General features: G+C 55.9%; 20 protein-coding genes and 2 pseudogenes. 6 read left to right on the top strand and 16 right to left on the bottom strand.

Features of this window, described 5'->3' with window-relative positions:
* Positions 1-847 precede the first annotated feature (847 nt).
* The gene (locus tag QSK07_RS14390; protein WP_275219442.1) at positions 848-1,183 is read left to right on the top strand and encodes a gamma-glutamylcyclotransferase family protein; all 336 of its coding nucleotides are present in this window, start codon (positions 848-850) and stop codon (positions 1,181-1,183) included.
* Between the two features lie 327 nt (positions 1,184-1,510).
* Here QSK07_RS14390 and QSK07_RS14385 read toward each other — a convergent pair whose 3' ends face one another.
* From QSK07_RS14385 to hipB, 6 genes and pseudogenes are all read right to left on the bottom strand, one after another.
* On the bottom strand, positions 1,511-3,556 hold the full coding sequence (locus QSK07_RS14385) for an FUSC family protein (RefSeq protein ID WP_285721792.1): 2,046 nt from the start codon (positions 3,554-3,556) through the stop codon (positions 1,511-1,513).
* 149 nt (positions 3,557-3,705) lie between these two features.
* Positions 3,706-4,350, bottom strand: a complete 645-nt coding sequence (locus tag QSK07_RS14380; RefSeq protein ID WP_275219440.1) for a LysE family translocator — start codon at positions 4,348-4,350, stop codon at positions 3,706-3,708.
* Positions 4,351-4,430: 80 nt separating this feature from the next.
* Positions 4,431-4,788 (bottom strand): annotated as a pseudogene (locus QSK07_RS14375) (Xaa-Pro aminopeptidase); the annotation flags it as partial.
* A 25-nt stretch (positions 4,789-4,813) separates the two neighbouring features.
* Entirely contained in the window at positions 4,814-5,020 is a 207-nt protein-coding gene (locus QSK07_RS14370; RefSeq protein ID WP_013357880.1) for a type II toxin-antitoxin system MqsA family antitoxin, read from the bottom strand.
* A 104-nt stretch (positions 5,021-5,124) separates the two neighbouring features.
* A complete protein-coding gene (locus QSK07_RS14365) occupies positions 5,125-6,438 on the bottom strand; it encodes a type II toxin-antitoxin system HipA family toxin (RefSeq protein WP_098050513.1) in 1,314 nt (437 codons plus the stop codon).
* Positions 6,438-6,686 (bottom strand): type II toxin-antitoxin system antitoxin HipB, encoded by a 249-nt coding sequence (gene hipB / locus QSK07_RS14360; protein ID WP_033732705.1) that lies wholly within the window; start codon positions 6,684-6,686, stop codon positions 6,438-6,440. Before hipB ends, QSK07_RS14365 begins: the two co-directional genes overlap by 1 nt.
* Before the next feature lie 180 nt (positions 6,687-6,866).
* Between hipB and QSK07_RS14355 the strand changes: the two genes are divergently transcribed.
* Complete coding sequence (locus tag QSK07_RS14355; RefSeq protein ID WP_285721791.1) at positions 6,867-7,304, top strand: GNAT family N-acetyltransferase; 438 nt, start codon at positions 6,867-6,869, stop codon at positions 7,302-7,304.
* Positions 7,305-7,337: 33 nt separating this feature from the next.
* On the opposite strand, the gene QSK07_RS14350 is transcribed toward QSK07_RS14355, so the two are convergent.
* The 4 genes from QSK07_RS14350 to QSK07_RS14335 form a co-directional block, all read right to left on the bottom strand.
* Positions 7,338-8,129, bottom strand: a complete 792-nt coding sequence (locus QSK07_RS14350; RefSeq protein WP_098050510.1) for an inositol monophosphatase family protein — start codon at positions 8,127-8,129, stop codon at positions 7,338-7,340.
* A gap of 23 nt (positions 8,130-8,152) precedes the next feature.
* Positions 8,153-9,214: an ABC transporter ATP-binding protein gene (locus QSK07_RS14345; RefSeq protein ID WP_098050509.1), complete on the bottom strand. Its 1,062-nt coding sequence runs from the start codon at positions 9,212-9,214 to the stop codon at positions 8,153-8,155.
* Positions 9,211-11,436: an ABC transporter permease gene (locus tag QSK07_RS14340; protein ID WP_285721790.1), complete on the bottom strand. Its 2,226-nt coding sequence runs from the start codon at positions 11,434-11,436 to the stop codon at positions 9,211-9,213. Before QSK07_RS14340 ends, QSK07_RS14345 begins: the two co-directional genes overlap by 4 nt.
* Before the next feature lie 88 nt (positions 11,437-11,524).
* Positions 11,525-12,547, bottom strand: a complete 1,023-nt coding sequence (locus QSK07_RS14335; RefSeq protein ID WP_285721789.1) for an ABC transporter substrate-binding protein — start codon at positions 12,545-12,547, stop codon at positions 11,525-11,527.
* A gap of 222 nt (positions 12,548-12,769) precedes the next feature.
* Between QSK07_RS14335 and QSK07_RS14330 the strand changes: the two genes are divergently transcribed.
* The 3 genes from QSK07_RS14330 to QSK07_RS14320 all read left to right on the top strand — a co-directional run bounded on the left by QSK07_RS14330 (position 12,770) and on the right by QSK07_RS14320 (position 16,877).
* Complete coding sequence (locus tag QSK07_RS14330) at positions 12,770-13,804, top strand: LacI family DNA-binding transcriptional regulator (protein WP_285721788.1); 1,035 nt, start codon at positions 12,770-12,772, stop codon at positions 13,802-13,804.
* Positions 13,805-14,066: 262 nt separating this feature from the next.
* Entirely contained in the window at positions 14,067-14,960 is an 894-nt protein-coding gene (locus QSK07_RS14325; RefSeq protein WP_098050505.1) for an SDR family oxidoreductase, read from the top strand.
* A gap of 93 nt (positions 14,961-15,053) precedes the next feature.
* Positions 15,054-16,877, top strand: a complete 1,824-nt coding sequence (locus tag QSK07_RS14320; RefSeq protein ID WP_285721787.1) for a glycoside hydrolase family 15 protein — start codon at positions 15,054-15,056, stop codon at positions 16,875-16,877.
* A 42-nt stretch (positions 16,878-16,919) separates the two neighbouring features.
* Here QSK07_RS14320 and QSK07_RS14315 read toward each other — a convergent pair whose 3' ends face one another.
* The 5 genes from QSK07_RS14315 to QSK07_RS14295 form a co-directional block, all read right to left on the bottom strand.
* Positions 16,920-17,387, bottom strand: coding sequence for an RES family NAD+ phosphorylase (locus tag QSK07_RS14315; protein WP_275219434.1), 468 nt, complete (start codon positions 17,385-17,387; stop codon positions 16,920-16,922).
* Positions 17,387-17,839 (bottom strand): Xre family toxin-antitoxin system antitoxin, encoded by a 453-nt coding sequence (locus tag QSK07_RS14310; protein WP_275219433.1) that lies wholly within the window; start codon positions 17,837-17,839, stop codon positions 17,387-17,389. The genes QSK07_RS14315 and QSK07_RS14310 overlap by 1 nt, the downstream gene beginning before the upstream one ends.
* Positions 17,840-17,927: 88 nt before the next feature.
* Entirely contained in the window at positions 17,928-19,082 is a 1,155-nt protein-coding gene (ampC, locus tag QSK07_RS14305; protein ID WP_285721786.1) for a class C beta-lactamase, read from the bottom strand.
* A 30-nt stretch (positions 19,083-19,112) separates the two neighbouring features.
* Entirely contained in the window at positions 19,113-19,358 is a 246-nt protein-coding gene (locus tag QSK07_RS14300; protein WP_033783134.1) for a hypothetical protein, read from the bottom strand.
* Between the two features lie 91 nt (positions 19,359-19,449).
* Entirely contained in the window at positions 19,450-20,607 is a 1,158-nt protein-coding gene (locus QSK07_RS14295; protein WP_285721785.1) for a glycosyltransferase family 4 protein, read from the bottom strand.
* Positions 20,608-21,229: 622 nt separating this feature from the next.
* Here QSK07_RS14295 and hpxO point away from each other — a divergent pair.
* Positions 21,230-22,387, top strand: a complete 1,158-nt coding sequence (hpxO, locus tag QSK07_RS14290) for an FAD-dependent urate hydroxylase HpxO (protein ID WP_285721784.1) — start codon at positions 21,230-21,232, stop codon at positions 22,385-22,387.
* Between the two features lie 41 nt (positions 22,388-22,428).
* Here hpxO and dcp read toward each other — a convergent pair.
* Positions 22,429-24,470 (bottom strand): annotated as a pseudogene (dcp, locus tag QSK07_RS14285) (peptidyl-dipeptidase Dcp).
* Between the last annotated feature and the right edge of the window lie 33 nt (positions 24,471-24,503).

Below are 24,503 nucleotides of genomic sequence, written 5' to 3'. Positions count from 1 at the left end.
TCAATGTATAAATCAGGATGATCGAGATAACAGCAGCACGGCAGGGAACAGAATAATGGGGCTACTAATCAGCTGACCAGATATCTCATTTAACATAATATACATTATGCGCTATTTAGTGTCTGCCTGATTATGATGTCCGGACATCCCGACATTGCTGGATTCTGACGGCCATATCTCCTTTACCACCCAATTTATCTCTTTCATCAAACACGGCTGAAATTCTGGATCGTTCACGGGCCGCTGTCATTATCACTATCCTGAAAACAAAATGTCTCTTTTTGTATTATGACTGACGTCTGGTGCTGAGATGACTATTTCAGTGCTGCGCCCGATTACTCCGCTGTTCTATCGCCACTGTATCCGGCCGCAACGTCAACTCGAGATCATTTCGCTGCTGACTCTGCGCTCAAGATTTCCATGGTGACGTCATCCCTGAGTTTTGTGCTATTGCAATGAAGTCGTGGCTTCAACGTTCTCAGACAAAACGCTCTTAAAAGCTCGCTGCACATTGCTGGCGTTAACTTATGACAAAGACAACTTTGTTATTCTGCCGCTTCAGGACTCCGCTTCTGGTTTCGGTCCCGGACTCGCCCCCCGACAATCGCCATACCTTTCTTTCACGCACTCTGGCTTTCAGGACACATCAACAGATTACTGCCCGTAAAATGGCAACGCTACGTGAATTCTAAGACGCCCGCGTGGCTCATGGACCGCAAAATTAATGACAGCCCGTCATTTTAACCATGGCTTCTCGCCTGATTTCAGGAAATCCCCACAGCCACATGACATCTGATTTCAGGCACGCTAAAGTTGCTGGCTTCGACGGATTCCACGATGAGAGAAAATGAAACGCTTATTTGTCTATGGCACGCTCTGCCCGGGCCGGGAGAATGCCCATATCCTGGAAAACATTGGCGGAGAATGGCTGGCCGGTTCGGTGAACGGAACCTTCTATGAGCGTGGCTGGGGTGCGGCGGCCGATTTCCCTGGCATCGTACTGGATGAGCATGGCCCCGATGTGCCGGGCTATCTGTTTGTCTCTGACCGGCTGGATGCGCACTGGCCGATGCTGGATGCGTTTGAAGATGGCTATGATCGCGTCGAAGTTCGCGTCTCGGCCGGGGATAATCAGCATTACACTGCGTGGATTTATCAGCTCCAGCCACAGGGAAACAGTTAGCCCGTTCAAAGATGCGTGCGCCCTGCTCTTATTACTGGCTTCAGGCGCGGCGGGATGCGCGTCTGAGCTGGGGTGTGTCTGTCGCTGTCTGACAGTAAAGAGTATGCAACACACTGATTTTAAATCGGTATAATGTCAGCTTACATTATTTCGTTATCTCTGCCTTACCCTCAGTCCGGTCTGTTTTACTGAATGACTTGAAAAACAGGTACAATGCCTGACAGCTGTTTTAAATTAAGATTCAATGTATGATGTAACTAAAGTGCTATTCTATGGTTCAATTACCATAGCCCCAGACACCACCACCACCAGCAAGCTCTTTCCGTGTCAATCCGGCCAGCGTTGATGCGGAAACAGAGAAACCCGAATATTAAACAGATGGATTAACGGTGCGACTGCAACACTCTCCTGTCGCGCAATGGGCTCCAGCCGCAGCAGTAACAGGTCCAGCTCATCCAGCAAATCCTGATGCGGCGCAAGCTGCAGCCTCTTCATTTTGCGCTTCAGATAGAGCGCCAGCTCGTGAAACATCTGCCCACTCTCAATCCTATGCCCTTCCAGCACCTCTTGATGACGAGCGTAAAAGTCATAGCAGTTAGCACCCAGCCAGGTTTCAGTAATCAGATAGCCCCCCACCACAATATCCGGCACCGGATCGAGCCGTTTGCGCGGCAGAATGATGTTCACCCTGTCGAGCATTCGTGCAATAAATTGCTGGCGTGACAGCAGCGTGGCGGAATTGCGCTCCACCAATTTGATAAATCCTGACAGATCGCGAAGTCCCCGCTGCACCGCTCTTCTGGCAATCCACGATGGTCGTTTGTTACGGATCAGCGCTGTCAGCACCACCGCAAACATAATCCCCACCATCGATGAGATGGCTGCATTCAGGGTGACGATCAGATTCGGGACATAGTGATGGCTCAGGCCGATAAAGCCAGGGATCTGAATAGCGACACTCAGCCCCACCATATTGGTCGCCGGATTAGCGATGATCAGACTCAGCAGCATCAGACCTGGCAACAGACAGATCATCAGCGCCTGTAAGGTATTGGCCTGCGGGATCAGGAAAGCGATATAGAACAGACTGACCACCAGCGCAACCATCACCCCTTTCACGAACAGTTTCATGGGTGTTACCGGGGAATCAACACCGGCAAAGAATGAACTGATGATCGCCGCCATCAGAGGCGCATTCGCGCCGTCAGCCCAGCCGCTGCCAATCCAGAACAGACTGGAGAGAAAGGTCGCCAGAAAAGCGGTCAGCGCAGAGAGTCTCAGCAGCCCCTTATCGATGTGCCGGTGTTCGCGGATATTGCGGATCGCCGCCCCATCCCCGTGGCTATAGAGATCCCCGGCTCGCGCACTGACGTTCTCATAAGCATCGGCAATACGGACAAAGTTGGCCAGCCGTTCCAGCAGGCCAATCAGCAGCAGGCTCTCTTCCGTTGCCAGTTGTCCTGCCCGCCATTGATTTTCCAGGGTGGCCTGACTGGCAGCAATTGCCTCACGCAGTCCGGCGATATCGTTAATGCGATCGTGATGCAGCCACAGCAGAAACGCCTGAAACACATCGGTGACGCACTGCGGAAAACGGATATTCAGTTCGGCCAGCACACCCAGTCGTGACTCAATCGCGGTCAGGGTTGGCAGCAGATAGGTCAGATGCTGATACTGCACGCTGACCAGACGGATGACATTACGCGCCGCTTCGCCCTCATAGACGCAGTGGGTCAGCAGCGTTTCAACATTCAGCGGATAGCCCGCCATCTGGATCAGGATATCTTCCCGATCCAGCGATTTGTTCTTTGCCATCCCACTGATCAGTTCATCACATAATTTGCGCGCGTTCTGAAACCAGAGATTGACGCTCTGCCCCAGCAGATGGTGCATCGACACCGGAAACACCAGCCGGTGAACCAGCGTGCTGCAGAGGATCCCCAGCGTGATCTCCTCAATACGTGAAATCACGGTGTTGATGATCGCCGACGGCGTATCCACGTCAGGAAAGCCCATAATCGCCGCGCTGTAACCCGCCAGCATAAAGATATAACTTTTCGGTGTGCGGTCATGCAGAGAAAGATACAGGCAGACCGTCACCCATAGCGACACACAGAGGCTGAACAGCACCGGCGACTGTACGGTTTCGGGATAGATCAGCAGAATAAAGATGCCGCCGAGCAGCGTGCCCATCAGACGAAACAGCGATTTCGAGACGGTCGAGGCGGCATAGAGTTGTGAGGTGACAAACACGGTGGTCAGCGCCCAGGCCGGTTTTTCAAAGTTAAGTAACAGCGCTACAGAGAGTGCGATAAACGCGGCAAGGGAGGTTTTGCAGGCAAACAAAACCGCGTTTTTGGTAAACCATTTCATTGAATGAGAGCAACCAGGAACTTTCTGAGGCGCGTATCCTGACAGAAGCGCCTGCGTTTTACTCTCAGTTAAATTTTACAAATTATTACCGGCCTGGGGCGGCCGGTAAAAAGAGATGAGTGTGCGATTCTGTTAAGTAATCAACTGCCTTAACGCCGTGTCAATGCAAGGCGAATTCCCAACCCGATAAAGGTGGCACCCACGACGCGATCCAGCATTTTTTGCAGCGTTTGATTTTTTGCCACAGCACCTGCAGCACCGCCTGCCAGAATGGCAAACAACACATCAATCATGACGCCAATCAGCGCATAGACCATTCCCAGCACCAGAAATGATATCGCATGATGGTCGCCCTCAATCACCACAAACTGTGGGAAGAACGCGATGAAAAACAGCAGTACTTTGGGATTAGTTATTGAAGTAATAAAACCGCGCAGCATCAACCGTCGGGTTTCGACCTCAGCCATATTGCTCTGAACGTCCAGCGGGCGATCTTTATTGACGCCAAAGGTTGATAGCATCATTTTAGCGCCAAGATAGATAAGGTAGGCCGCGCCGATATATTTGATGACCGTGAACAGCAGCGGTGAAGCCGCAATGAGCGCTGTTAATCCCAGTGCACTGGCAATAGCATGCGTACAACTGCCCAATGCCACACCGGTCGCCGAAAGGATCCCGGCGCGTCGTCCCCTGACCATACTCTGACCGATGATATAGGCGAGATCGGGACCAGGCGTAATACAAAGCAGCACGACCGACGCGACGAACAGCGGAAAATGCACAATATCCAGCATCAATACTCCTGAGAACAGGCAGATTTACGATCTGATTAACTTATCAGGCCAGATAGTATTGTCCAGACCGAATCAATACCCTACTGGCACATCAGCGCACGCTGCTTATCCAGTAAGAAAGGGCGCAGATACCCTACCGTGTTCGAGCGCAAAATTACCTCCCCGGACAACCGGATTTTTAGTTCGTCGGTCAGACAGGCTTTGCGTCGGTTCATACGCTGCCAGACCTCCGGAAAACGGCTCGCCAGCTCGTCACGCAATAATGCATCTGCCAGTCCGACCGTATCTTCAATACTGCAGCCGCCCTAACCCGGCACCGATGGGATGACATCAATCTGCAACAGCATGCCGCTCTTCAGCGGTCTCCGCTGGAGCGGGATAGATGGGCGAGCTTAACCACTCTTCGTCAGCCAGCAGATGCTCCGGATTGAAACGAAAGCCCGCACTAAGCGGGCTCTTTGTATCATTTCACAGGCACGCCTGCATTCTCCAGCGCTTCCGCCTTTTCGGGGTACAACTCCGACGTTCCGGCGTTCATAATCACCGCGCCACAGCGAATGCAGTGATCGCCCTTCACATCCGGCACGACATCATCGGGATTACCCGTATTAAGACTGACGTCGCGCGTGGCGTAAACAAACGCCTCTCCTTCACATCCCGGACACTTCATACCCTTACTCCCTTGATAAGCCTGTCAGACAAGCATAGCTGACAGGCGGTTTGCCAGAGAGTAGTAAGAGGGCTTTTCAGGATAGTGCCAGCTCAAACCCGCCATCAATCGTTATGCCGTAACCGCTCCAGCATAATCAGTGAATGGCTGAAGATTGCATCCGCGATGTGCTGCGGGAAATCGGCCGGTAAGGCCTCACGCACTGAGACCACCGCCTTTGGAAACTCACGGACGAAAAAGTCAAAAATCTGCTGCAGGCTGTCACGATCAAAATTTACCTGCTTCGCCGTGGCAATAAAATGGCGCGGAAAGATTTTGTCGATTTCTGTCTTCTTTCCCTTAGTGGCACGCAACCCCATCGCCAGTTTGAGTGCACGCCTGTTCAGGCCGGTACCGCCCAGCACCGGATAAGCGGAGATCACATCATAAAAGGGTGTCAGTCGATAACTGCCGCCGCGCTCGATAAACAGTGAGAAGTTTTTAGCGTGACCGTCGGTTGCGCCCGTCAGCCACTGAAACACCTGGAACATCATAAAGCGATAACGATCCTCAATGGCGTTGCTCGATCCCATCAGTATCTGCATTATTTCTGCGATGCCCGGCCCGCCGTCCGACTCATATTTGGTCGAGGATGGCAGCCCGAGCGCCTGACAGAAATCCTCCTGTGGCAGACGAATCAGCCGGGTTTTGTCGCGCGACCAGCGGCGGTCAAAGCGCTCAACAGCCAGAGCGCGCATTTTACCGGCCCGGATAATCGTCGCCTGTGGCACATCGATACCCAGTGCGCGGGCCAGCGCCAGACAGAGATACTCATTCTCTACGCTTTCACGCATATCCAGCGTCGCGGCTGGCTGTTTAATCTCACCGATTGGCAGCTTGATAATGTGTGAGGTGGGCGTGGCACCGGCAGGAATGCTCCAGCCCTCTTCGGTCAGCAGCAGCGCCGTTTTCTCCTGTGCGCCCGCCACCGAAATACGGAAGTCGGTCTCTTCGCGCAGCATCCCCAGCGGAATATCGGACTGATAGGCTGACAGCACGCTCCCGAGTCGGGCTTCATCCAGCACCTCATAGCGAGCCTGCAGTACGGGCAGCGGCATATCGGGCGGCAATAGCATAGTCGCCCCGACGCTGTCACGTCCCACTTCCTGTAACAGGTCAAACGGCTGACGGGATTTAATCTGGTAACGCGCCACGATTCTGTCACGAATCAATGGGCTATCCGGCAGCAGATTGTCGAAGAAGTTAATTACGGCGTGTGAGGTGATCGCCTTAACCTGCAACGGCAGAGAAAGTGACAGCGGCCTGGAGAGCGGGTTACTCAGCCAGCCGGTGTCATACTGAAACTCATGAGCGCCATTCCGCTGCCGGGTAAGCACGCCTACCCGTTCACCGTTCATCCACGCAATCAGCCTTTGCATTACCAGTCATCCTCATCATGCAACTGAGGCGCACTGGCCTCCTCTTTTTCCACTACATCCAGACTCACTTCCAGCGCCTGTAAAAGCTTAAACAGCGTGGCCAGCGAGGTGCTATCAGGCGCATTTTCAAAGTGAGAGATGGTGGCCTGTTTCAGGCCCACCTTTTTTGCCAGTTCACTCTGGGTCCAGCCGTTGCGCTGGCGGATAAGCTTTAGCCGGTTTGCCAGCTGTAGCGGGCTGTATATCATGGGGTGACTCCTTCAGGATCACAGGCTGTAAGCATAGCGCAGAGGGGGTATCCCCGATCGGGCATAAAGTACATAATATACCCTTTAGGGGATAATATGCAAATTATACCCCCCAGAGGATAATTCCGGAATTATCCTTTATCAGGGATAAAGACAATGCGTGGATAGCAGAGGAACAGGATGAGCACATTTACCCTTACCCATCAGCAAAACGACGACGATCGGGAAGTGTTACTGGCAGGATTAGGGGCTTACAACCGGCAATTTATCAGTCGGGATAACTGGGGACCGCTGTCGGTTTCTCACCGGGATGCAGAAGGTGTATTACGGGGTGGATTGATCGCCTCGCGCAAAGGAAACTGGCTCTGCATTGACTATCTATGGGTGGATGAAATGCTGCGTGGCAGTGGTCTGGGTCGTGCGCTGATGGAAGCGGCAGAGCAGGAAGCAGTTAAACTGGGCTGTCTGTTTGCGCTGGTGGATACCTTCAGTTTTCAGGCGCTGCCGTTTTATCAGAAACAGGGTTATCAGCAGCAGATGTCCCTGCCCGATTTTCCGCAGGCCGGAATGCAGCGCCACTATCTGACGAAAACGCTACGACCTGCGGAATCACGCTGACCCTGATGAAGCCAGCGTGACAGGGTCACTGAGCTATAAACCAGCAATGCGGCGGAGGTCCGCTTCGGCACCGGGGGCCACGGCAAGCACCTGCGCCCCTTTAGTAATGCGGTCGCCTTCGACGTTGAACGGGTGGTACCAGCCGCCCGCTTCTTTCACAAGGCAGTAACCCGCCAGGCAATCCCAGGCGTGCATATAGGGTTCGTAGTAACCCACGACCCGACCAGCCGCGACCCAGGCCAGCATCAGCGCCCCGGAGCCGATGCGGATGAAGTTACCGCCCGCCGACAGCAGCGCCGCCACAATCTCGCCCACCTGTTGCGGACTGACATAGCTGTTAGCACCAAAGCCGGTGACGTGGTTTTGCAGCGTGCGTGCAGGATCGACCTGCAGACGACGCCCGTTCAGCATCGCGCCCTGCCCCAGTGCCGCCACGTAGCACTCCTCATAGGTGGGGGCGAAAATTACCCCGATGACCGGTACATCGTCTTGCAGCACCGCAACAGAAACACACCAGTTTGGCATTCCATTGAGGAACGGGCTGGTGCCATCGATGGGATCGACCACCCAGGTGTAATCAGAGGTTCCCGTCTGCAGTCCCGTCTCCTCGCCAAGAAAGCCATCATCGGGAAAAGCATCCCGTATGCGGCTGGCGATCAGCTGCTCGACTTCGCGGTCGGCTATCGACACCACATCCTGCAAATCGTACTTAGTCTCCACCACCAGCGTGTCACGGCGGTTGAAGTAAGATAGCGCGGTCGCGCCACCTTCGCGTGCCACGGCTTCTGCTAACGCCAGTCGCGCCACTCTTTCCTGCGATTCCATGCGAACTCCTCGGGTTAATCAGATTAACGGGCAATCAGGGCTAAACCCTGCGGCTTAAAGTTGATGCCAACCCTGGCGCCGAGCGGCAGACGCTGTTCCATCTGCGGGTCGATAATGAACAGCGCGCCAAGCTCAGTAACGACTTCATATTCGATATGATCGCCCAGCCAGATACTGCGGATCACTTCACCCTGCAACGCGCCCTGACCGTCGCCGGAAAATGTAATAAACTGCGGTCGCACCGCCATCTGGGCACTGCCGGTTTTTACACCGGTACCCCGCACCCGGAAGCGCTGATTTCCCAGACAGACCAGGGCGTCATCCGCATCGGCCTGTTCCACTTCACAGGGCAGAATGTTCGCCTCTCCCATAAAGTCCGCGATGAAGACTGAATTGGGCGAATGGTAAAGCGTCTCCGGCGCACCCTGCTGGGCAATATCTCCCTCTTTCATGACAATAATCTTATCGGAGACCGCCAGGGCCTCCTCCTGGTCATGGGTCACGTAGACGGCGGTGAACCCGAGCCGCTGCTGCAGATCACGAATGTCGGTGCGTACCCGACGGCGCAGACGCTCATCGAGGTTCGACAGCGGCTCATCGAGCAGCAGCACCTGCGGTTCCAGCACCAGCGCTCGCGCTACTGCAATACGCTGCTGCTGTCCGCCAGACAGTTCGGACGGCAGACGCTGGCCCTGACTCTCCAGCCCTACCAGCTTCAGCCCTTCGCGCGCCCTGTCCTGCGCCTCGCGTTTATTCATGCCCGAGGAGAGCAGCCCATACAGAATGTTGTCGAGGGCGTTCATATGCGGAAACAGCGCGTAGGACTGAAACACCATCGCCACGTCGCGCTCGTTGGCGGGCAGATGAGTTACCTCTTTGCCGCCAATCAGAATCCGTCCCGAGGTAGGATGCTCCAGCCCGGCCAGCAGCCGCAGCGTGGTGGTTTTGCCGCAGCCGGATGGCCCGAGCAGCGTGACCAGCGTGCCCGGTTCTACGGTAAGCGACAGATCCGGCAACGCAGTAAAACCGGCAAATCGCTTCGCGACATGTTCAAACACCACCGATCCGGCGTTAATGGTCGTCATACAGCTCTCTCCTGAGTCAGAGTGGATGCAGAGGGTGCGGCAACCATCACCGCCGGTTGGGCTGCACGGCGCAGGCGGCGTTCACCCACCAGCAGCTGGAACAGGCCAATGATTAGCAGCATTATCACGATCAGTACCGAGGAGTAAGCAATCGCGACGCCATACTCTCCGTTCTCCACCAGCCCGACAATGTACGAGGTCGCCATGTTGTACTGCGCGCTGACCAGAAAAATTACCGCGCTGATCGAGGTAATTGCCCGCACAAAGGCGTAAACCAGCGCGGCGCTGATCGCCGGTTTGAGGAGTGGCAGCACCACTTTGCGCAGCGTCCGGAAACTGTTGGCGCCCAGCGTCAGTGACGCCTCATCCAGGCTTTTATCCAGCTGGCTCATCGCTGCAATTCCGCCCCACACGCCGACCGGCATATTACGGAAGACAAAACAGGCGATCAGGATCATCGCGGTGCCGGTGATCTCCAGCGGCGGCAGGTTATAGGCCATCACATAACTCACACCTATCACCGTGCCGGGAATGGCAAAGCTCAGCATCAGCATGAATTCAAAGGTCTGTCGGCCGGCAAACTTCTGCCGCACGATAAGCCAGGCGGTCAGCAGCCCCACAATGGCGGTGAGCGGTGCGGCAATCAGGGCGATTTCCAGCGTGGTCCAGAAGGAGTTCCAGGCGACGCCACTCCACACCAGCTGCCCCTGATTCACGCTGATGCTGAAGGCGCGGATGTAGTGATCCAGCGTCAGGTTATTATTCAGCCCCCAGGACTGCACAAAGCCGCCAATCATGATCATGCCGTAGATCACCAGGGTGAAGAGTCCCCACGGGATCACCATGCCATAAACGCTGAAGCGTACCGGACGCGGAAGCATCACATGACGGCCGCCGTCGCCTTTGCCGGTCACGGTGGCGAAGCTTTTGCCGGAGAGCCAGACGCGCTGCACCAGAAAAGCGGCAAGGGTAAAGCCCAGCAGGATCATCGCCAGCACCGCCGCGCGGCTCGGATCGTTCTGTGCGCCGACCACGGAGAAGAAGATTTCCGTTGAGAGCACGCCGTGACTGCCGCCCAGCACCATCGGGTTACCGAAATCGGCCATGCTTTCGATAAAGCTGATTAAGAACGCGTTGGCCAGACCTGGCGCCATCAGCGGCAGCGAGATGCGGGAGAAGGTGCGCCAGAGGCTGGCGCGCAGCGTCTGTGATGCCTCTTCCAGTGACGGACTGACGCCCTCGACCACGCCAATCAGCACCAGAAACGCAATGGGAGTAAACGACAGCACCTGCGCAATCCAGATGCCGGTCATGCCATAGAGCCAGCGACCCGGCTCGATGCCGAACAGCGTCGCCAGCGATGCTGTCACCACGCCGGAGCGGCCAAACAGCAGGATCAGCGCCAGACCGATAACAAACGGCGGCGTGATAATCGGCAGAATGGTCAGCATCCGCAGCGCTTTTTTAAATGGCAACGCCGTGCGCGTGGCCGCCAGCGCAAACGCCAGTCCCAGCAGCGTGGAACCACTGGCGGTCATCAGCGCCAGTCCCAGCGTGCGCCAGGCTGTGCCGCAGGTGCCGCCTGTGAAACAGGAAAGACTCCAGATGGCGGGGTCCTGCATATTGGCAATCAGCCCGTCCGGTTTAAAGCTGCCGTCACTATCCTGCACTGAGGCAACAAACAGGCTCAGCACCGGATAGAGCACAAAGGTCGTCACCAGCGCTACCAGCAGCACAATCGACGCCACCACAAAGGCATCGCCTTTCAGCACACCGCGCTCCGCCAGGGCAAAGGCAAAGATCAGCAGAAAAACGGTCAGCAGCAGCAATGCGCCCGCGCCCATTGCCGGTTGCCCCTGCGCCAGCGGCCCAAAAAGATTCTCCAGCCACAGCCAGTTCCAGCCACTAAACCCAATGGCATGCCCTTCCAGCACCAGAAACAGAATGCCCGCCACGCTGAACAGCAGCAGCAGTGTGCTGCGGGAGCGGCCTGGCGGCAGAAAGACACTGGCCGCCGAGAGCAGCCACAGCGCCACGGCGATGCCCAGCCAGCTGTGCAACGCGAGCTGTCCCAGCGCTGGTGCGTTGTTCTCATCACGCCAGAAGCTGAACAGCCAGTCACCACTGAAGACGCCCTGCTCCAGGCTATACCAGGGCAGCAGCGTCAGCGCGACGGTACCTGCCAGCATCGCGCCGGTTAAGCGACGATTATGCGCATTCATAAATCACCTCCATCAGGAAGCGGACATCAGGCTTACGCCACCGCGGTCTGGCACAGGCCCGGCTGAGGCGGCCGGGCTGATACCCCCGTTATTGCGCGCTGGCACCAATCTCTTTATCCCAGCGGCCCAGCAGCGCTTTGCGTTTTGCCGGGTCGCCATAGGTTTTGAAGTCATAATCGATCAGCTTGATGTTCTCGAAGCGCGGCGCGTATTCAGAGATCTCTGCCTTGCGGTTGGAAGGCAGCTGGAACGATTTCGCCTCTTTCATGTGCGACTGCGCCTCCGCGCTGAGCGCCCAGTCATACCAGCTTTTAGCATTGGCCAGATTGCGCGCGCCTTTAATGATCGACATCGAACCAATCTCATACCCGGTGCCTTCGCAGGGCGCAACGGGCTTAATCGGGAAGCCATCCACCTCCATTGCCACGGCATCATGCATAAAGACAATGCCGACGGTGGTTTCACCGCGCGCGGCGGCCTTGACCGGTGCAGAGCCGGACTTGGTGTACTGAGAGATGTTGGCATTGAGCTTCTTCAGGTAATCAAAGGCCTTGTCTTCACCCATGATCTGCACCAGCGTCGCCAGAGTGTTATAGGCGGTGCCGGAGGAGTTGGGATTGGCGATCTGAATCTCCCCTTTGAAGCGCGTATCAAGTAAATCCGCCCAGCAGGCCGGGACCTTCAGCTTTTTCTCCGCCAGCAGTTTCGTGTTGTAGCCCCAGCCCAGCGCACCGGCATAGACGCCCACGGTGCGATACCCGGAGATCTCCGCCACTTTCTGTGACCAGGGCTGCTGCTGAGCGAGCAGGGGTGACTTGTAGGCCTGGGTTAAGCCCTCTTCGGCGGCCTGCATATGCGGGTCACCAGTGCCCGCCCACCAGATATCGGTACGGGGATTGCGCGCTTCACTGCGGATACGGGCATAGGCTTCACCGGCAGAGAGCCGCACCATGCTGAGTTTGATGTCGGGATGACTCTGGCTGAACAGCGTGGCCATCTGTTCGCACACCACCACATCAGCAGAGCAGATCATATTAAGGCCCGCCGCCGGGGCAGCAAACGGTACCATAGGGCAGACAATGACAGCAGCGAGCAGAGAGGGATAACGCATGGTGTTCTCCTGGGCTGAATGACGCAGGTGCGCCAGCTTTTGCACATGTGTGCAAACACGTGAGCAAAGTAGTACGGCGGCCCGACGACACTGTCAATTGAGTTGTTGTGCAATTGTCAGGCTCTGTCACAAATTTGAAACATCTGATACACAGGAACGCTTTGCACAGCCTTGCAATTTCAGGCAGACTCAGTGCAGGCAACACATGGCCGAGGAAACAGGATGCAGCAGCTTAAAGCGGTAGTGAGTGCGCAGGATGTGGCTGACCGGGCGGGCGTCTCCCGATCAGCTGTCTCACGCACCTTTACAGAAGGGGCCAGCGTGTCGGAGTCCACCCGTCAGCGGGTGATGAAAGCGGCTGAAGAGCTGGGCTATCACGTCAATCATCTGGCTCGCGGCCTCGTACGCAACCGCAGCGGCATTGTCTGCTTAATCGCCTCCGAGGTGGACACGCCCTACCGTGCCAGCCTGGTACGCTGGATGACCCAGTATCTGCAGGAAGCGGGAAAAGTGGCGATGCTGATCAACACCGACCGCTCGGATGCACGGGTTTCCGACGCACTGCAGCAGGCGATTAATTTCCGTGCCGACGCCTCTATCATTCTCTCCGGCATGCCGGACAGCGGCATTACCCGGCTTTGCTACAAACATGGTCAGCATCTGGTGCTGATTAACCGCGACGAGTCCCTGCCCGGCACGCTCAATATCAACCTCGACTCCCGCCCTGCCGCCGAAATGGCGGTTAACGCCTTTGTCCGGGCGGGCTGCAATCGCATCGCCTTTGTAAATTCGCTGGCGGGCACGCCGAGCCTGCTGAAGCGCGAAGCGGATTTTCTGGCGGCAGCGCAGAACGCGGACGTTACGGTTCAGGTAGAACGCTTCGGCACCACCTCCTATGAAAGCGGCCAGATTCTGGCCCAGCGCCTGCTGACACGTAATATCCGCCCGGATGCGGTTTACTGTGCTACCGACCTGCTCGCCTGCGGCTTTATGGATGAGGCGCGTCACCGCTTTGCGCTGCGCATTCCGGAGGATCTCTGCATCATGGGACATGACAACATTCCGCAGTCGGGCTGGTCCTCGTATAACCTCACCACCTTTGCGCAGCCGGTGGAGCAGTTTGCCCGCGATGCCATTGTCTGGCTGGTGGAGACGGAAGCGCAACCGGAAACATTAACACCCAAAAGTGAACAGCAGCAGGAGCGCAGAATATATCCGGTCGATGTGGTCTGGCGCGGTTCAGTACGCGGTGGTTAACCACCCTGCTTTTATTTTCAGCCGGAACATTTCACGTACTGAAATAATCCTCAGCCGGTTTTACGCTTCGCTTAAATTATTATCTGCCTCCATTGAAAATAATCGGACAGTGCAGCACACAATACCGATTTCCTGACTACGCTTTATCTGCATTATTAAGCTGTTCTGGTTTACCTGCTCAATGAAACAGCAGTCAGATGTGACAAACATCACATTTGTGCCAGGCTTAATGTCTCAGATAACTCTGTTCAAGGAGCATACAATGGCTACACCAACTAACAAGACGCTCGATCTGGATCACTTTCCTAAGCCTCCGTTTGAGGACCAGCCACAACAGGCACCAGGCCTGGCCAGCAAGATGATCCCGGTTCCCGACCACGGTGAAACCAGCTACCGCGGAACTGGCCGACTGACCGGCCGCAAGGCGCTGATCACCGGTGGTGACTCCGGTATTGGCCGCGCAGTGGCTATCGCTTATGCCCGTGAAGGCGCAGACGTGGTGATTAACTATCTGCCCGAAGAACAGCCTGATGCTGATGAAGTGATTAAATTAATCGAAGCGGAAGGCCGCAAAGCTTTTGCTATTCCCGGCGACATTCGTTCTGAAGAATTCTGCCAGCAGCTGGTGAAAGACGCTGCGGATAAATTAGGCGGTCTGGATATTCTGGTTAATAACGCTGGTCGTCAGCAATTTAATGAGTCCATTCGTACCCTGAGTACAGAAGATTTTGACGCGACGTTTAAAACTAATGTTTATGCGATGTTCTGGATCACTAAAGCAGCGCTGGAATATCTGCCACGCGGTGCATCGATCATTAATACCTCGTCAGTACAGGCGTTTAAACCCAGCGATATTCTGCTCGACTATGCGCAGACCAAAGCCTGTATTGTTGCCTTCACCAAATCGCTGGCGAAGCAGCTGGGTGGCGACGGTATCCGCGTCAACGCCGTAGCACCTGGCCCATACTGGACGCCGCTGCAGTCGAGCGGCGGACAGCCGATGGAAAAAGTGAAACAGTTTGGTGCCGATTCACCGATGGGCCGTCCCGGTCAGCCGGTAGAGATCGCCCCGCTCTACGTTACCCTGGCCTCAACAGAGAGCAGCTACTCATCCGGTCAGGTCTGGTGCTCGGATGGCGGCACTGGCACACTGTAATTTCACTCTGATGGCCGCTTAGCGCGGCCATTTTTTTGTCCCGCATTTCTCCTCTCGAACAGCGTTCGTTACTGAAAATCAAGGAAGCAGACCATGGAAAACCCGATCTTTCATTCGCCGGTCAGAGAAGATGGCTTTGCGGGTCTGGGTGATTATGCCGCCATTGGTGAAGGCCGCTCGGTGGCGCTGATCGCGCCGGATGGGGCGATTGACTGGTGGTGTGCGCCTAATCTCGACGCGAAACCGCTGTTTGATCGCCTGCTTGATGCCAGACTCGGTGGCTACTTTCAGATCGTGCCGCGCACGCCCTATCAGGTTTCGCGCCGCTACCGTGATAACAGCAATGTGCTGGAAACCCGTTTTGAGACGGACAACGGCAGCGTGCTGCTGACGGAATCAATTAACAGCACGCTGGCGGGCCGTCTGCCGTGGTGTGAACTGGCGCGCCGCATTGAAGGCGTCAGCGGTGAGGTGGAATTAGCGATCACCCTGCGCTTCGGCACTGCCGCCGAAACCCGTTCGCCCTGGGTGGCTGACAATGAGAAAGGCAAGGTGTTTCACATCGCGGAGATCATGGCGATGTTCCGCACCAGTGAAGATATTCAGATAACCGAGCTGGACGATGAGCAGGTCTGCGCCACGCTGCGCACGACGGCCGGTTCCCGATCGCTCTGCGCGCTGCTGGTAACCGAAAAAGAGCCGCTGGCAGTGCCGCCGCTGGAGGCTATCGATCAGCGGATTGAAACCAGTCACACCGGCTGGACCAGCTGGGTGGAAAGCCTGAGCTATGCGGGCAGCTATCCGGCACTGGTGAAGCGCTCTGCCCTGTCGCTGAAGTTTCTCTGGTACTCGCCGACCGGCGCGCTGGCCGCTGCCGCAACGACATCTTTACCGGAAGGGATTGGCGGCGAGAAAAATTATGACTACCGCTACGCCTGGGTGCGCGATGCGTGCCTGATTATCAAAGCGTTCGTTTATATCGGGGCGCTGGAAGATTGTAAGGCGGCCTTTTCCTGGCTGTCGCAGACCATAATGCGTCACGGCGTAAGGCTGCGCGCCTGCTATGCCCTGAACGGTGATGAGGTGCCCGCCGAGCGTTATCCGCCGCTGAGCGGTTATAAAAACTCTCAGCCGGTGCGGGTTGGCAACAACGCACGCGACCAGCTGCAGCTCAGTATGTATGGCGACATGCTGGTCACCGCACAGCACTTTATTGAAGCGGGACACGTGCTGGATATCAACACCTCGCGCATGCTGGGCGAGCTGGCAAACTGCTGCGCCGATCACTGGCGGCAGAAAGATTGCGGCATCTGGGAACTGCCAGAGCTGCAACACTACACCCACTCCAAGATGGCCTGCTGGATGGCGCTGGATCGGGCCGTAGCGCTGGCCGAAAGCCGGCATATTGAACCGACCTGGGTGGGGCGCTGGCAGCGGGAACGTGATCGCATCCGTGACTGGATTGAGACGCACTGCTGGTCAGAAGAGAAACAGGCTTATCTCTTTTACGCTGGCAGCGACGATCGTCTCGACGCATCGCTGGCGCTGGTTCACAGCTATGGCAATGCGGTCAATCCGCAGCGGATGCTCTCGACCTACCGCGCGATTCAGCAGGCGCTGGGCGATGGCAGCGCCATGCTTTATCGCTACAGCGGCGTCAGAGAGGAAGAGAGTACCTTTCTGGCCTGCGCCTTCTGGCTGGTGGAAGCCTGGGCAGAGATGGGCAAAACAGACCAGGCGGAACAGGCGATGCAGGAGATTCTGATGACGCTGAACGGCAAGGGTAACGTCGATATCTTCAATGAGATGTATGACGTTCGCAGTCAAAGCTGGCGCGGCAATATGCCGCAGGGACTGAGCCATCTGGCGCTGATTTGCGCGGCGCAGGCGTTATCAGAATCGCAGCCGTCGGAATGAGGTGGCGTGAGACGGTGACGAAATCAGCAAATCACTGCCCTACTACAACCGGAAGCGCGGGTCGAAGAAAAACGGTTCCACCACTACTTTGCTGATGATGCCAGCCGCCGCCGGATGACGGGGATTGAACAGCGCGTTCCATTCCCCCGTCAGCGTGCTCGGCACCTTCAGCACCAGGCCGTTGTCAGGGCTGGCGAGCCAGTCATCACCAATTTGTCGGGTAGACGATGGCGCAGGATCGGCCTGCCAGTCAGCGGGTAACGCCGTCAGCGAAAGCTCGGTGATCAGGGATTCCGGTACGCTAATTGCCAGCATTGCGTAATCATGTGCCAGATCCTGAATGGTGAGGTGCACCAGCGCCTCCAGCACACAGAGCGCCCGGCTCGATCCCATATAGACACAGACTGTTCCCACAGAATTCCAGCGCCCGCCATAGGTGCGGGCACCGAACCCATCAAAGGCGGTCATCGCATACTCACGCTTTACCAGGCGAAAGAAAGGCACCGCCATCAGGTGATCACGCCATGCTCAAGCTGACCAATCAGGTTAATCACCGCTTCTGCACCGGCCACCGTGGTAGTCATCTCGGCCGGCTTTTTACCGCCCAGCGCTTTAGCGGGCGTTTCCAGCCACTGTACCAGCCGCTCTCTGTCATCGCGGAACAGTTTGCTGGCGGCAGAAAGAACGCGGATCAGCATATAGATCCGTCCGCTCTGATCGGGCGAGAAGGTCTGCTGCGGATCTTTAACTTTGCGGTTGTATGTGGTGCGATCGATACCCGCCAGACGACAAAGCCAGCCTTCGTCAAAGGTGGACAATGACGCGGTGCGTTTCAGCAGGCCGCTGCTGAATCCTGTTGCAATACGCTGGTGTGCATCAGGCAGCGTTTCCGGCAGATTCAGGGCGTGCAGGAGCGAACGGTTGTGCTGATGCTGAGCGGGTGTGTAGATGGCGATGGACATAGCAGCCCTCCTGTTCATTTGATTTTTATTTTAGCGCAAATGAACAGAGGGTGCCAGCCTGCTCCGGACTGAGCAGGCGTAAGGCACATTATTTAGGTGCACCCTGCTGCAGCGCCTGCAGAATCTGCCACGCTACGCTGATGCGAAGCGGATTGGGATAATTTTTGTTGGCAAGTAGCACGATGCCGCTGTTCTGCTCAGGAATAAAGGCAATATAGGCACCAAATCCATTGGTGGCACCGGTTTTATGCACCCAGCTGGCGCTCTGCGACGGACCGACCGGATTAACCTGCGTCGCCGGGCGCGGCTTCAGCGCAACAGCATTATCGTTGTCCCTGAGCAGTGTCTCAGCATCGACAGGCCAGTCGTAGATCTCCCAGCCCAGCCCCTGATAGAGACTGCCGACTTTGAAGTAGCGCGACTGCGCAGTACGGATGGCATTCCGCAGCACCGCGTTGCCCGCCGATAAACGGTTAGGATCGATGTTCGCCTGCATAAAGGTGAGCATGTCCCGCGCGGTGGATTTAATGCCGTAGGCTTCCGCATCGAGCATACCGGGCGAGACGCGTACCGGCTGGCCATTTTTGTATCCCCAGGCGTAGTTCAGCATCATCGAAGGCGGCACGGTAATGTAAGTGCGCGTCAGGCGCAGCGGCTGAAATACATGTCGCTCCATCGCCTGCTCATAATCGCCCTTCACCATCAGCAAGCCAAACAGACCGATACTGGCATTGGAGTACTGGCGCTGCAAACCTGGTGCTGCCGTTGGCTGCCAGTTCTGATAAAAGCGGAGCAGCGAAGCCTGATCGGTGACCTCATCAGGCAGCTGTAAAGGCAGGCCGCCTGCGGTATAGGTCGCCAGATGCAGCATGCGCACCGGACGCCACTGCTCACCGGTCAGCTGTGGCCAGCGCTTCTGCACCGGATCGTTTAGACGGATTTCGCCGTTGCGAAGCATGATCCCGGCCAGAGTGCCGGTAAAGGTTTTACTCACCGACCCCAGTTCAAACAGCGTGTTTTCCGTGACCCGGCGGCGTGACTCAAGATCGGCCACGCCGAGATTCACAAACTGCGCCCGGCCCTTGTAAAGCACCGCCACCGACATGCCGGGGATCGCCTGCTGCTCCATCAGCGGTTCAATCGCGGCTTTAACCAGAGAAGTGACCTGCTGTGAGGAGAGATCGGCGGCAACACAGCTGGCAGAGAGAGAAAATAAAGCAAGGTAAAACAGGGACTTTTTCATTATTAACTAAGTGTTCTTCACTGAATCAAATTATTTACACTGGCTGGAACAGGCCTGTACACACATCTGAGCCTTTGAGCTACAGGCACCGCTATCCCGGGTGTTGCAGTGGGACTGCTCGACGTAACAGTTGGTCTGACAGGTGGAGAGATCGCAGCGGTCAGCGACGGGTGTCAGCTGCGCCAGCGGCGCGCGAGCCGGAAAAAGCGGTGCAGGCTGAGCGAAGGCGCTGCTGCCCAGTAATCCGGACAGCAGCAGAGTGAGGATAATTTTCATAACATTTCTCCTGAGGTACGCAGCACTAAGTATGGCCAGTCTGGCGCGTGCCGTCAGAGAAATCTCATCAAATTGAGACAACAGGCGGGTGTTAAGTGATATTCATCACGCCCCGGCTATAGATATCATTGAGCCGGGCGATATAACGCTGGGTGTCATGCTGCTCTTTGATGCGCAGAATGGCCGCTTCCCCTTTCTCCTGCAAGATTTCAGGACGTTCAGTGATGGCAAGCAGCGTCGATTTTAGCCCGTCCACCAGCGACCGGCGCAGCTGCGATTTTTGCTCTGCCGAGGTGATGCTGTATTCGCGATCGGCATTCAGCGGACTCGCAATCACCCAGCCCACATTGGCAGGATTGATCTCCGGCAGCGCACGCACGTTGCTGGTGATGACCGGACAGCCATTGGCCTGCATCTCCAGCACGGAGAAACCGTAAGTCTCCTGCCAGGTCGGTAACAGTCCGGCATCGCTCTGACGGAACAGCTGCATCAGCGCACTGTTTTCCATCTGTGAATGATGCGTAATGCAGCGATAGCGCTTGATACGGTTCTCAATGTCCCGACAGAAAGCATCATCATCCTGGAACTGACGATGAGCAACGTTGCGACGTTTAGTGAGATCGCCAATCAGCTGCAGGTCCAGCTGCGACTCATCCAGCCGGTGCTCTTCAATCAGCTCACTGATTGCCAGCACCACTTCCGCCCCGCCTTTACGGTAGAACTCATTACCGGCAAAAATCAGCTTCAGGACACCTGGCTGACGCGGCGTTTTTTGCTGAACGAACAGCTTTTGCGGCGGATGCAGCACCAGAGTTTTGCGGCGGATTTGCTGCTCAACATCCGGTTTGAACAGTTTCATCTGAATGTTCAGCGTGGCGTCTGAGATGGCAATCAGCCCCAGACAGTTATCTTTCAACAGATAAGGAATAAGCCGTTTCAGCTCGGGATTGTCCTGCTTGGCAACACCCGCCACCGGCAGTACGCGCGGCAGCTCAGTTTCAAACGAGGCAACCCACTTCTGCTGAGTAATCGCAACTTCGTTGAACAGGTGGAGGATGTCAGCCCGCGATGCCCCGGAAAATGGCACAGGCTGAAAGACAAAAGTTTTATTCTTTTTAAGTAATCGGGTACGTAACGGATTAATGAAATAGAACAGATTTCTCTTTTTCAGATTTATATATTCGTTATCCGGATTAACTAAGATATTACGTTGCTCCGGATACTGGTTATTCGTAATTCCAACTTTCATGATCGTCTTCCAGAGTCCTTTATGTCCAGAGTGATCTATATCACGCGATCGCGGCTGATACGTTTGAGCAATATCCTAAAAGCCTTTTCTGAGGCGGCTTGCGCAGTTTTACTAATGATTTACACCGGTGATAAAACGGTCACAGTTGTGTCTGATTATGAATCTGCGTTTTTTATTAACAGGTGTGTTTAATTATGTCATCCTAACTCATTGTTGTATATGGATAGAATTTTCATGGCAATATTCACGCCAGTTTTTATGTATAAATTTATTTACTTGTTAGCAATAATATTAAAATGAAGCGGATTTTTAGTTCATAACTTTTAAAGTAATTAACCGCGCGGAATGACTGCAGTCTGAATATTACTGGCGGTTGATGTCTCAAGCCCTCCAGCAATGATAAACAAACGATGAAACAAAAGATGCAGCCTGATCACATTTGCACCCTGATCGCGCTTTGATTTGCGACATTCAAGTGCATCACTTCTAAAGATGCGCTCGTCACACCTCGCAATTTCAGTAATAAGATTCTGTTTTTACTGAATTTAATAATTACGCCCGGCCAGACCCTCCTGCTGGTACAAAAGTTGCAAGAGTTTCTCTATGCAGACAGGAGAGTATTATGAAAGCAATCGTAATTGGTGGCGGTATTGGCGGAATGAGCAGCGCGATTGCGCTGGAGAAAGCCGGAATCGACGTTCACGTCTTTGAAGCCGTTAATGAGATGAAGCCCGTCGGCGCAGCGATTTCTATTTGGCCCAATGGCGTTAAATGTTTGAATGCGTTGGGAATGAAAACTGCGCTACGTGAGCTGGGCGGTAATATGGCCTATATGGCCTATCACGACGGCGCAACAGGCACACCCCTGACCCGCTTCAGCATGGCACCGCTGGTACAGCAGGTGGGCGAATATCCCTGTCCTGTGGCGCGGGCAGAACTGCAGGCGATGCTCATTGACACCTTTGGACGTGAACGGGTGAAGTTTGGCAAGCGGGTGATCCAGGTCGAACAGACTGAAGATGGCGTTATCGCAACCTTCTCTGACAACAGTCAGGCGCATGGCGATTTTCTGATTGCCGCCGATGGCACGCATTCCGTCGTCCGCGACTATGTGCTGGAAGAGAAGCTGGAACGACGTTATGCCGGTTACGTTAACTGGAACGGTCTGGTCACCATTGATGAGCGCATTGCGCCCGCCGATCAGTGGACCACCTTTGTCGGTGACGGCAAGCGCGTTTCACTGATGCCGGTCAGCGGCAATCGGTTCTACTTCTTCTTTGATGTGCCGCTGCCAAAGGGACTGTCGCAGGATCGCAGCACCGTAAAAGCGGATCTGACCGGCTACTTTCAGGGCTGGGCGGAACCGGTGCAGCAACTGATTTCGGCAATTCATCCTGACACCACCAACCGGGTGGAGATCCACGACATCGAACCGTTCAGCCGCTTTGTGAAAGGGCGTGTAGCGCTGCTTGGCGATGCCGCCCACAGCACCACGCCCGATATTGGTCAGGGTGGCTGTGCGGCGATGGAAGATGCCGTGGTGCTGGCCGCGACGCTGGCCTCTCATTCGCTGGGTATAGAAGATGCCCTGCTGCGCTATCAGGCACGACGGGTTGAGCGGGTAAAAGATCTGGTGCTGAAAGCGCGTAAACGCTGTGATGTGACCCATGCGCGCGACCCGGCGGTCACGGCGGCGTGGTATCAGTCATTGAAAAACGAAACCGGTGAGCGGGTGCTGGCCGGAATGTGCGAAACCATTGAAGGCGGCCCGCTGGGCTAATCCAAAAAACAGGGGCTGTCACCGCGACAGCCCTTTTATTATTAATCCGCCAGGCCGCGATTTTTCAGCATCGGCTCCAGCTGAGGCGCTGCGCCCCGCCAGCTTTCATACAGCGTTTTAAGATCGCTACTGTTGCCGCGCGACAGAATCTTCTGCCGGAAGATGTCACCGTTCTCACGCGTCAGTCCGCCATGTTCCGCAAACCACTGATAGCCATCGTCGGCGAGCATCTGCGTCCAGATATAGGCGTAATAACCTGCGGCATAGCCTCCGCCCCAGATGTGCTGGAAATAGCTGGACCGATAGCGCGGCGGCACCGCCGTCAGCGCCATATTGTCGCTCTGCAACGCCTGCTGCTCGAAATCCTCCACGCTTTGCGGCGCAGCATCACGATTAAGGCTGTGCCAGTGCAGATCCAGCAGCGCGGCAGCCAGCAGCTCACTCATCTCATAGCCTTTGTTGAACGTCGCGGCCCGGACGATCTTTTCATGCAGCTCGGCAGGCATTAACGCCTGAGTCTGATAGTGGCGGGCGTAGTTGCGGAACACCGCGGGCTCGCTGGCCCAGTGCTCGTTGATCTGCGAAGGAAACTCAACGAAGTCGCGCGGGGTTTCCGTGCCCGACAGGCTTGGATAGCGCTGGCTGGCAAACAGGCCGTGCAGCGTATGGCCGAACTCATGAAACAGTGTAATAACGTCGTCCCAGCTCAGCAGCGCCGGTTCTCCGGCGGGCGGTTTTGTGTAGTTACAGACGTTATAGATCACCGGTTTGCTGCCGAGCAGCGTTGACTGGTTAACGAAGTTACTCATCCAGGCACCGCCGCCTTTACTGTCGCGCTTAAAGAAGTCGGTGTAGAACAGCGCCAGCGGCGTGTCGTCGGCATCGAAAATCTCATATACCTGCACGTCGGGATGATAAACCGGCAGATCCTGGCGCGGTGTAAAGCGGATACCGTAAAGCTGCGTCGCCGCCCAGAAGACCCCATTCAGGAGCACCGAATTCAGCTCAAAGTAAGGTTTAATCTGGCTCTCATCGAGATCGTAGCGGGCACGCCGTACCTGTTCAGCATAAAAACGCCAGTCCCATGCCTGCAGAGTAATATCGCCCTGCTGCTGATCGATCGTCTGCTGAATGGCCGCCGCTTCACGTTCCGCACGAGCGCGCGCGGCGGGCACGATGTTGCGCATAAAGGCCAGCGCCGCATCGGGGGTTTTCGCCATCTGATCCTGCAGCTTCCACTCGGCATAGCTGGTAAAACCCAGCAGCCGGGCCTGCTCCGCCCTGACCTGCGCCAGCCGTAATACCAGCTCCCGGGTGTCGTTCTCATCGCCTTTTTCCGTGCGCGTCACGCCCGCTTTATACAGCGCTTCCCGGGTTGCGCGATCGGCCAAACTCTGCAGCGCCGGTTGCTGCGTGGTGTTCTGCAACACCAGCAGCCAGCTTTTTTCCAGTCCGCGCGCCTGCGCTTCCGCCTGGGCCACTGCCAGGTCGGCCGGTGACAATCCCGCCAGCTGCTGCAGATCGCTGACGACCAGTCCGCCCGCTTTGGTGGCGGCCAGCAGTTTATTGGTGAAACGGGTGCTGAGGCGCGCCGCTTCCTGATTCAGAGCTTTGAGCTGCTGCTTCTGTGCCTCCGGAAGATTGGCCCCCGCCAGCTGGAAGCGCTGCCAGATCACCTCAACCAGCCGTTTTGATTCGGCATCCAGTTTGGCGAGCTGCAGATAAACCGCATCGAGCCGTGAAAACAGCGGACGGTTCAGCATGATGTCGTCGTTAAGCGCAGTAAGCTGCGGCGCAATCTCCTCATCTACCTGCTGCAGATAAGGGCTGGTATGGGCCGAGGTCATAGCGCTGAAGACCAGACTCACCCGATTGAGGAGCTGTCCGCTTTTCTCCAGCGCCTCAAAGGTGTTGAGAAAGGTGGGCGCCTCGCTGTTCAGGGCGATCGCCTCAACGTCCTGACGCTTCTCCTCAATGCCCGCCTGCAGTGCGGGCAGGAATCCTGCTCCTCAATCTGGTCAAAGGGAGGCGCCTGGTAAGGCAGTGTGCTGACGCTAAAGAAGGGATTCTGACGGGCGTTCATGGTTCGCTCCTGATGGGCATCGCAAAGTCTTAT

The organism is Pantoea sp. QMID4, assembly GCF_030270445.1.
Lineage (GTDB): Bacteria > Pseudomonadota > Gammaproteobacteria > Enterobacterales > Enterobacteriaceae > Pantoea > Pantoea vagans.
The sequence above is the reverse complement of the archived record's forward strand: the minus strand, read 5'-3'. Positions and strand labels throughout refer to the sequence as shown.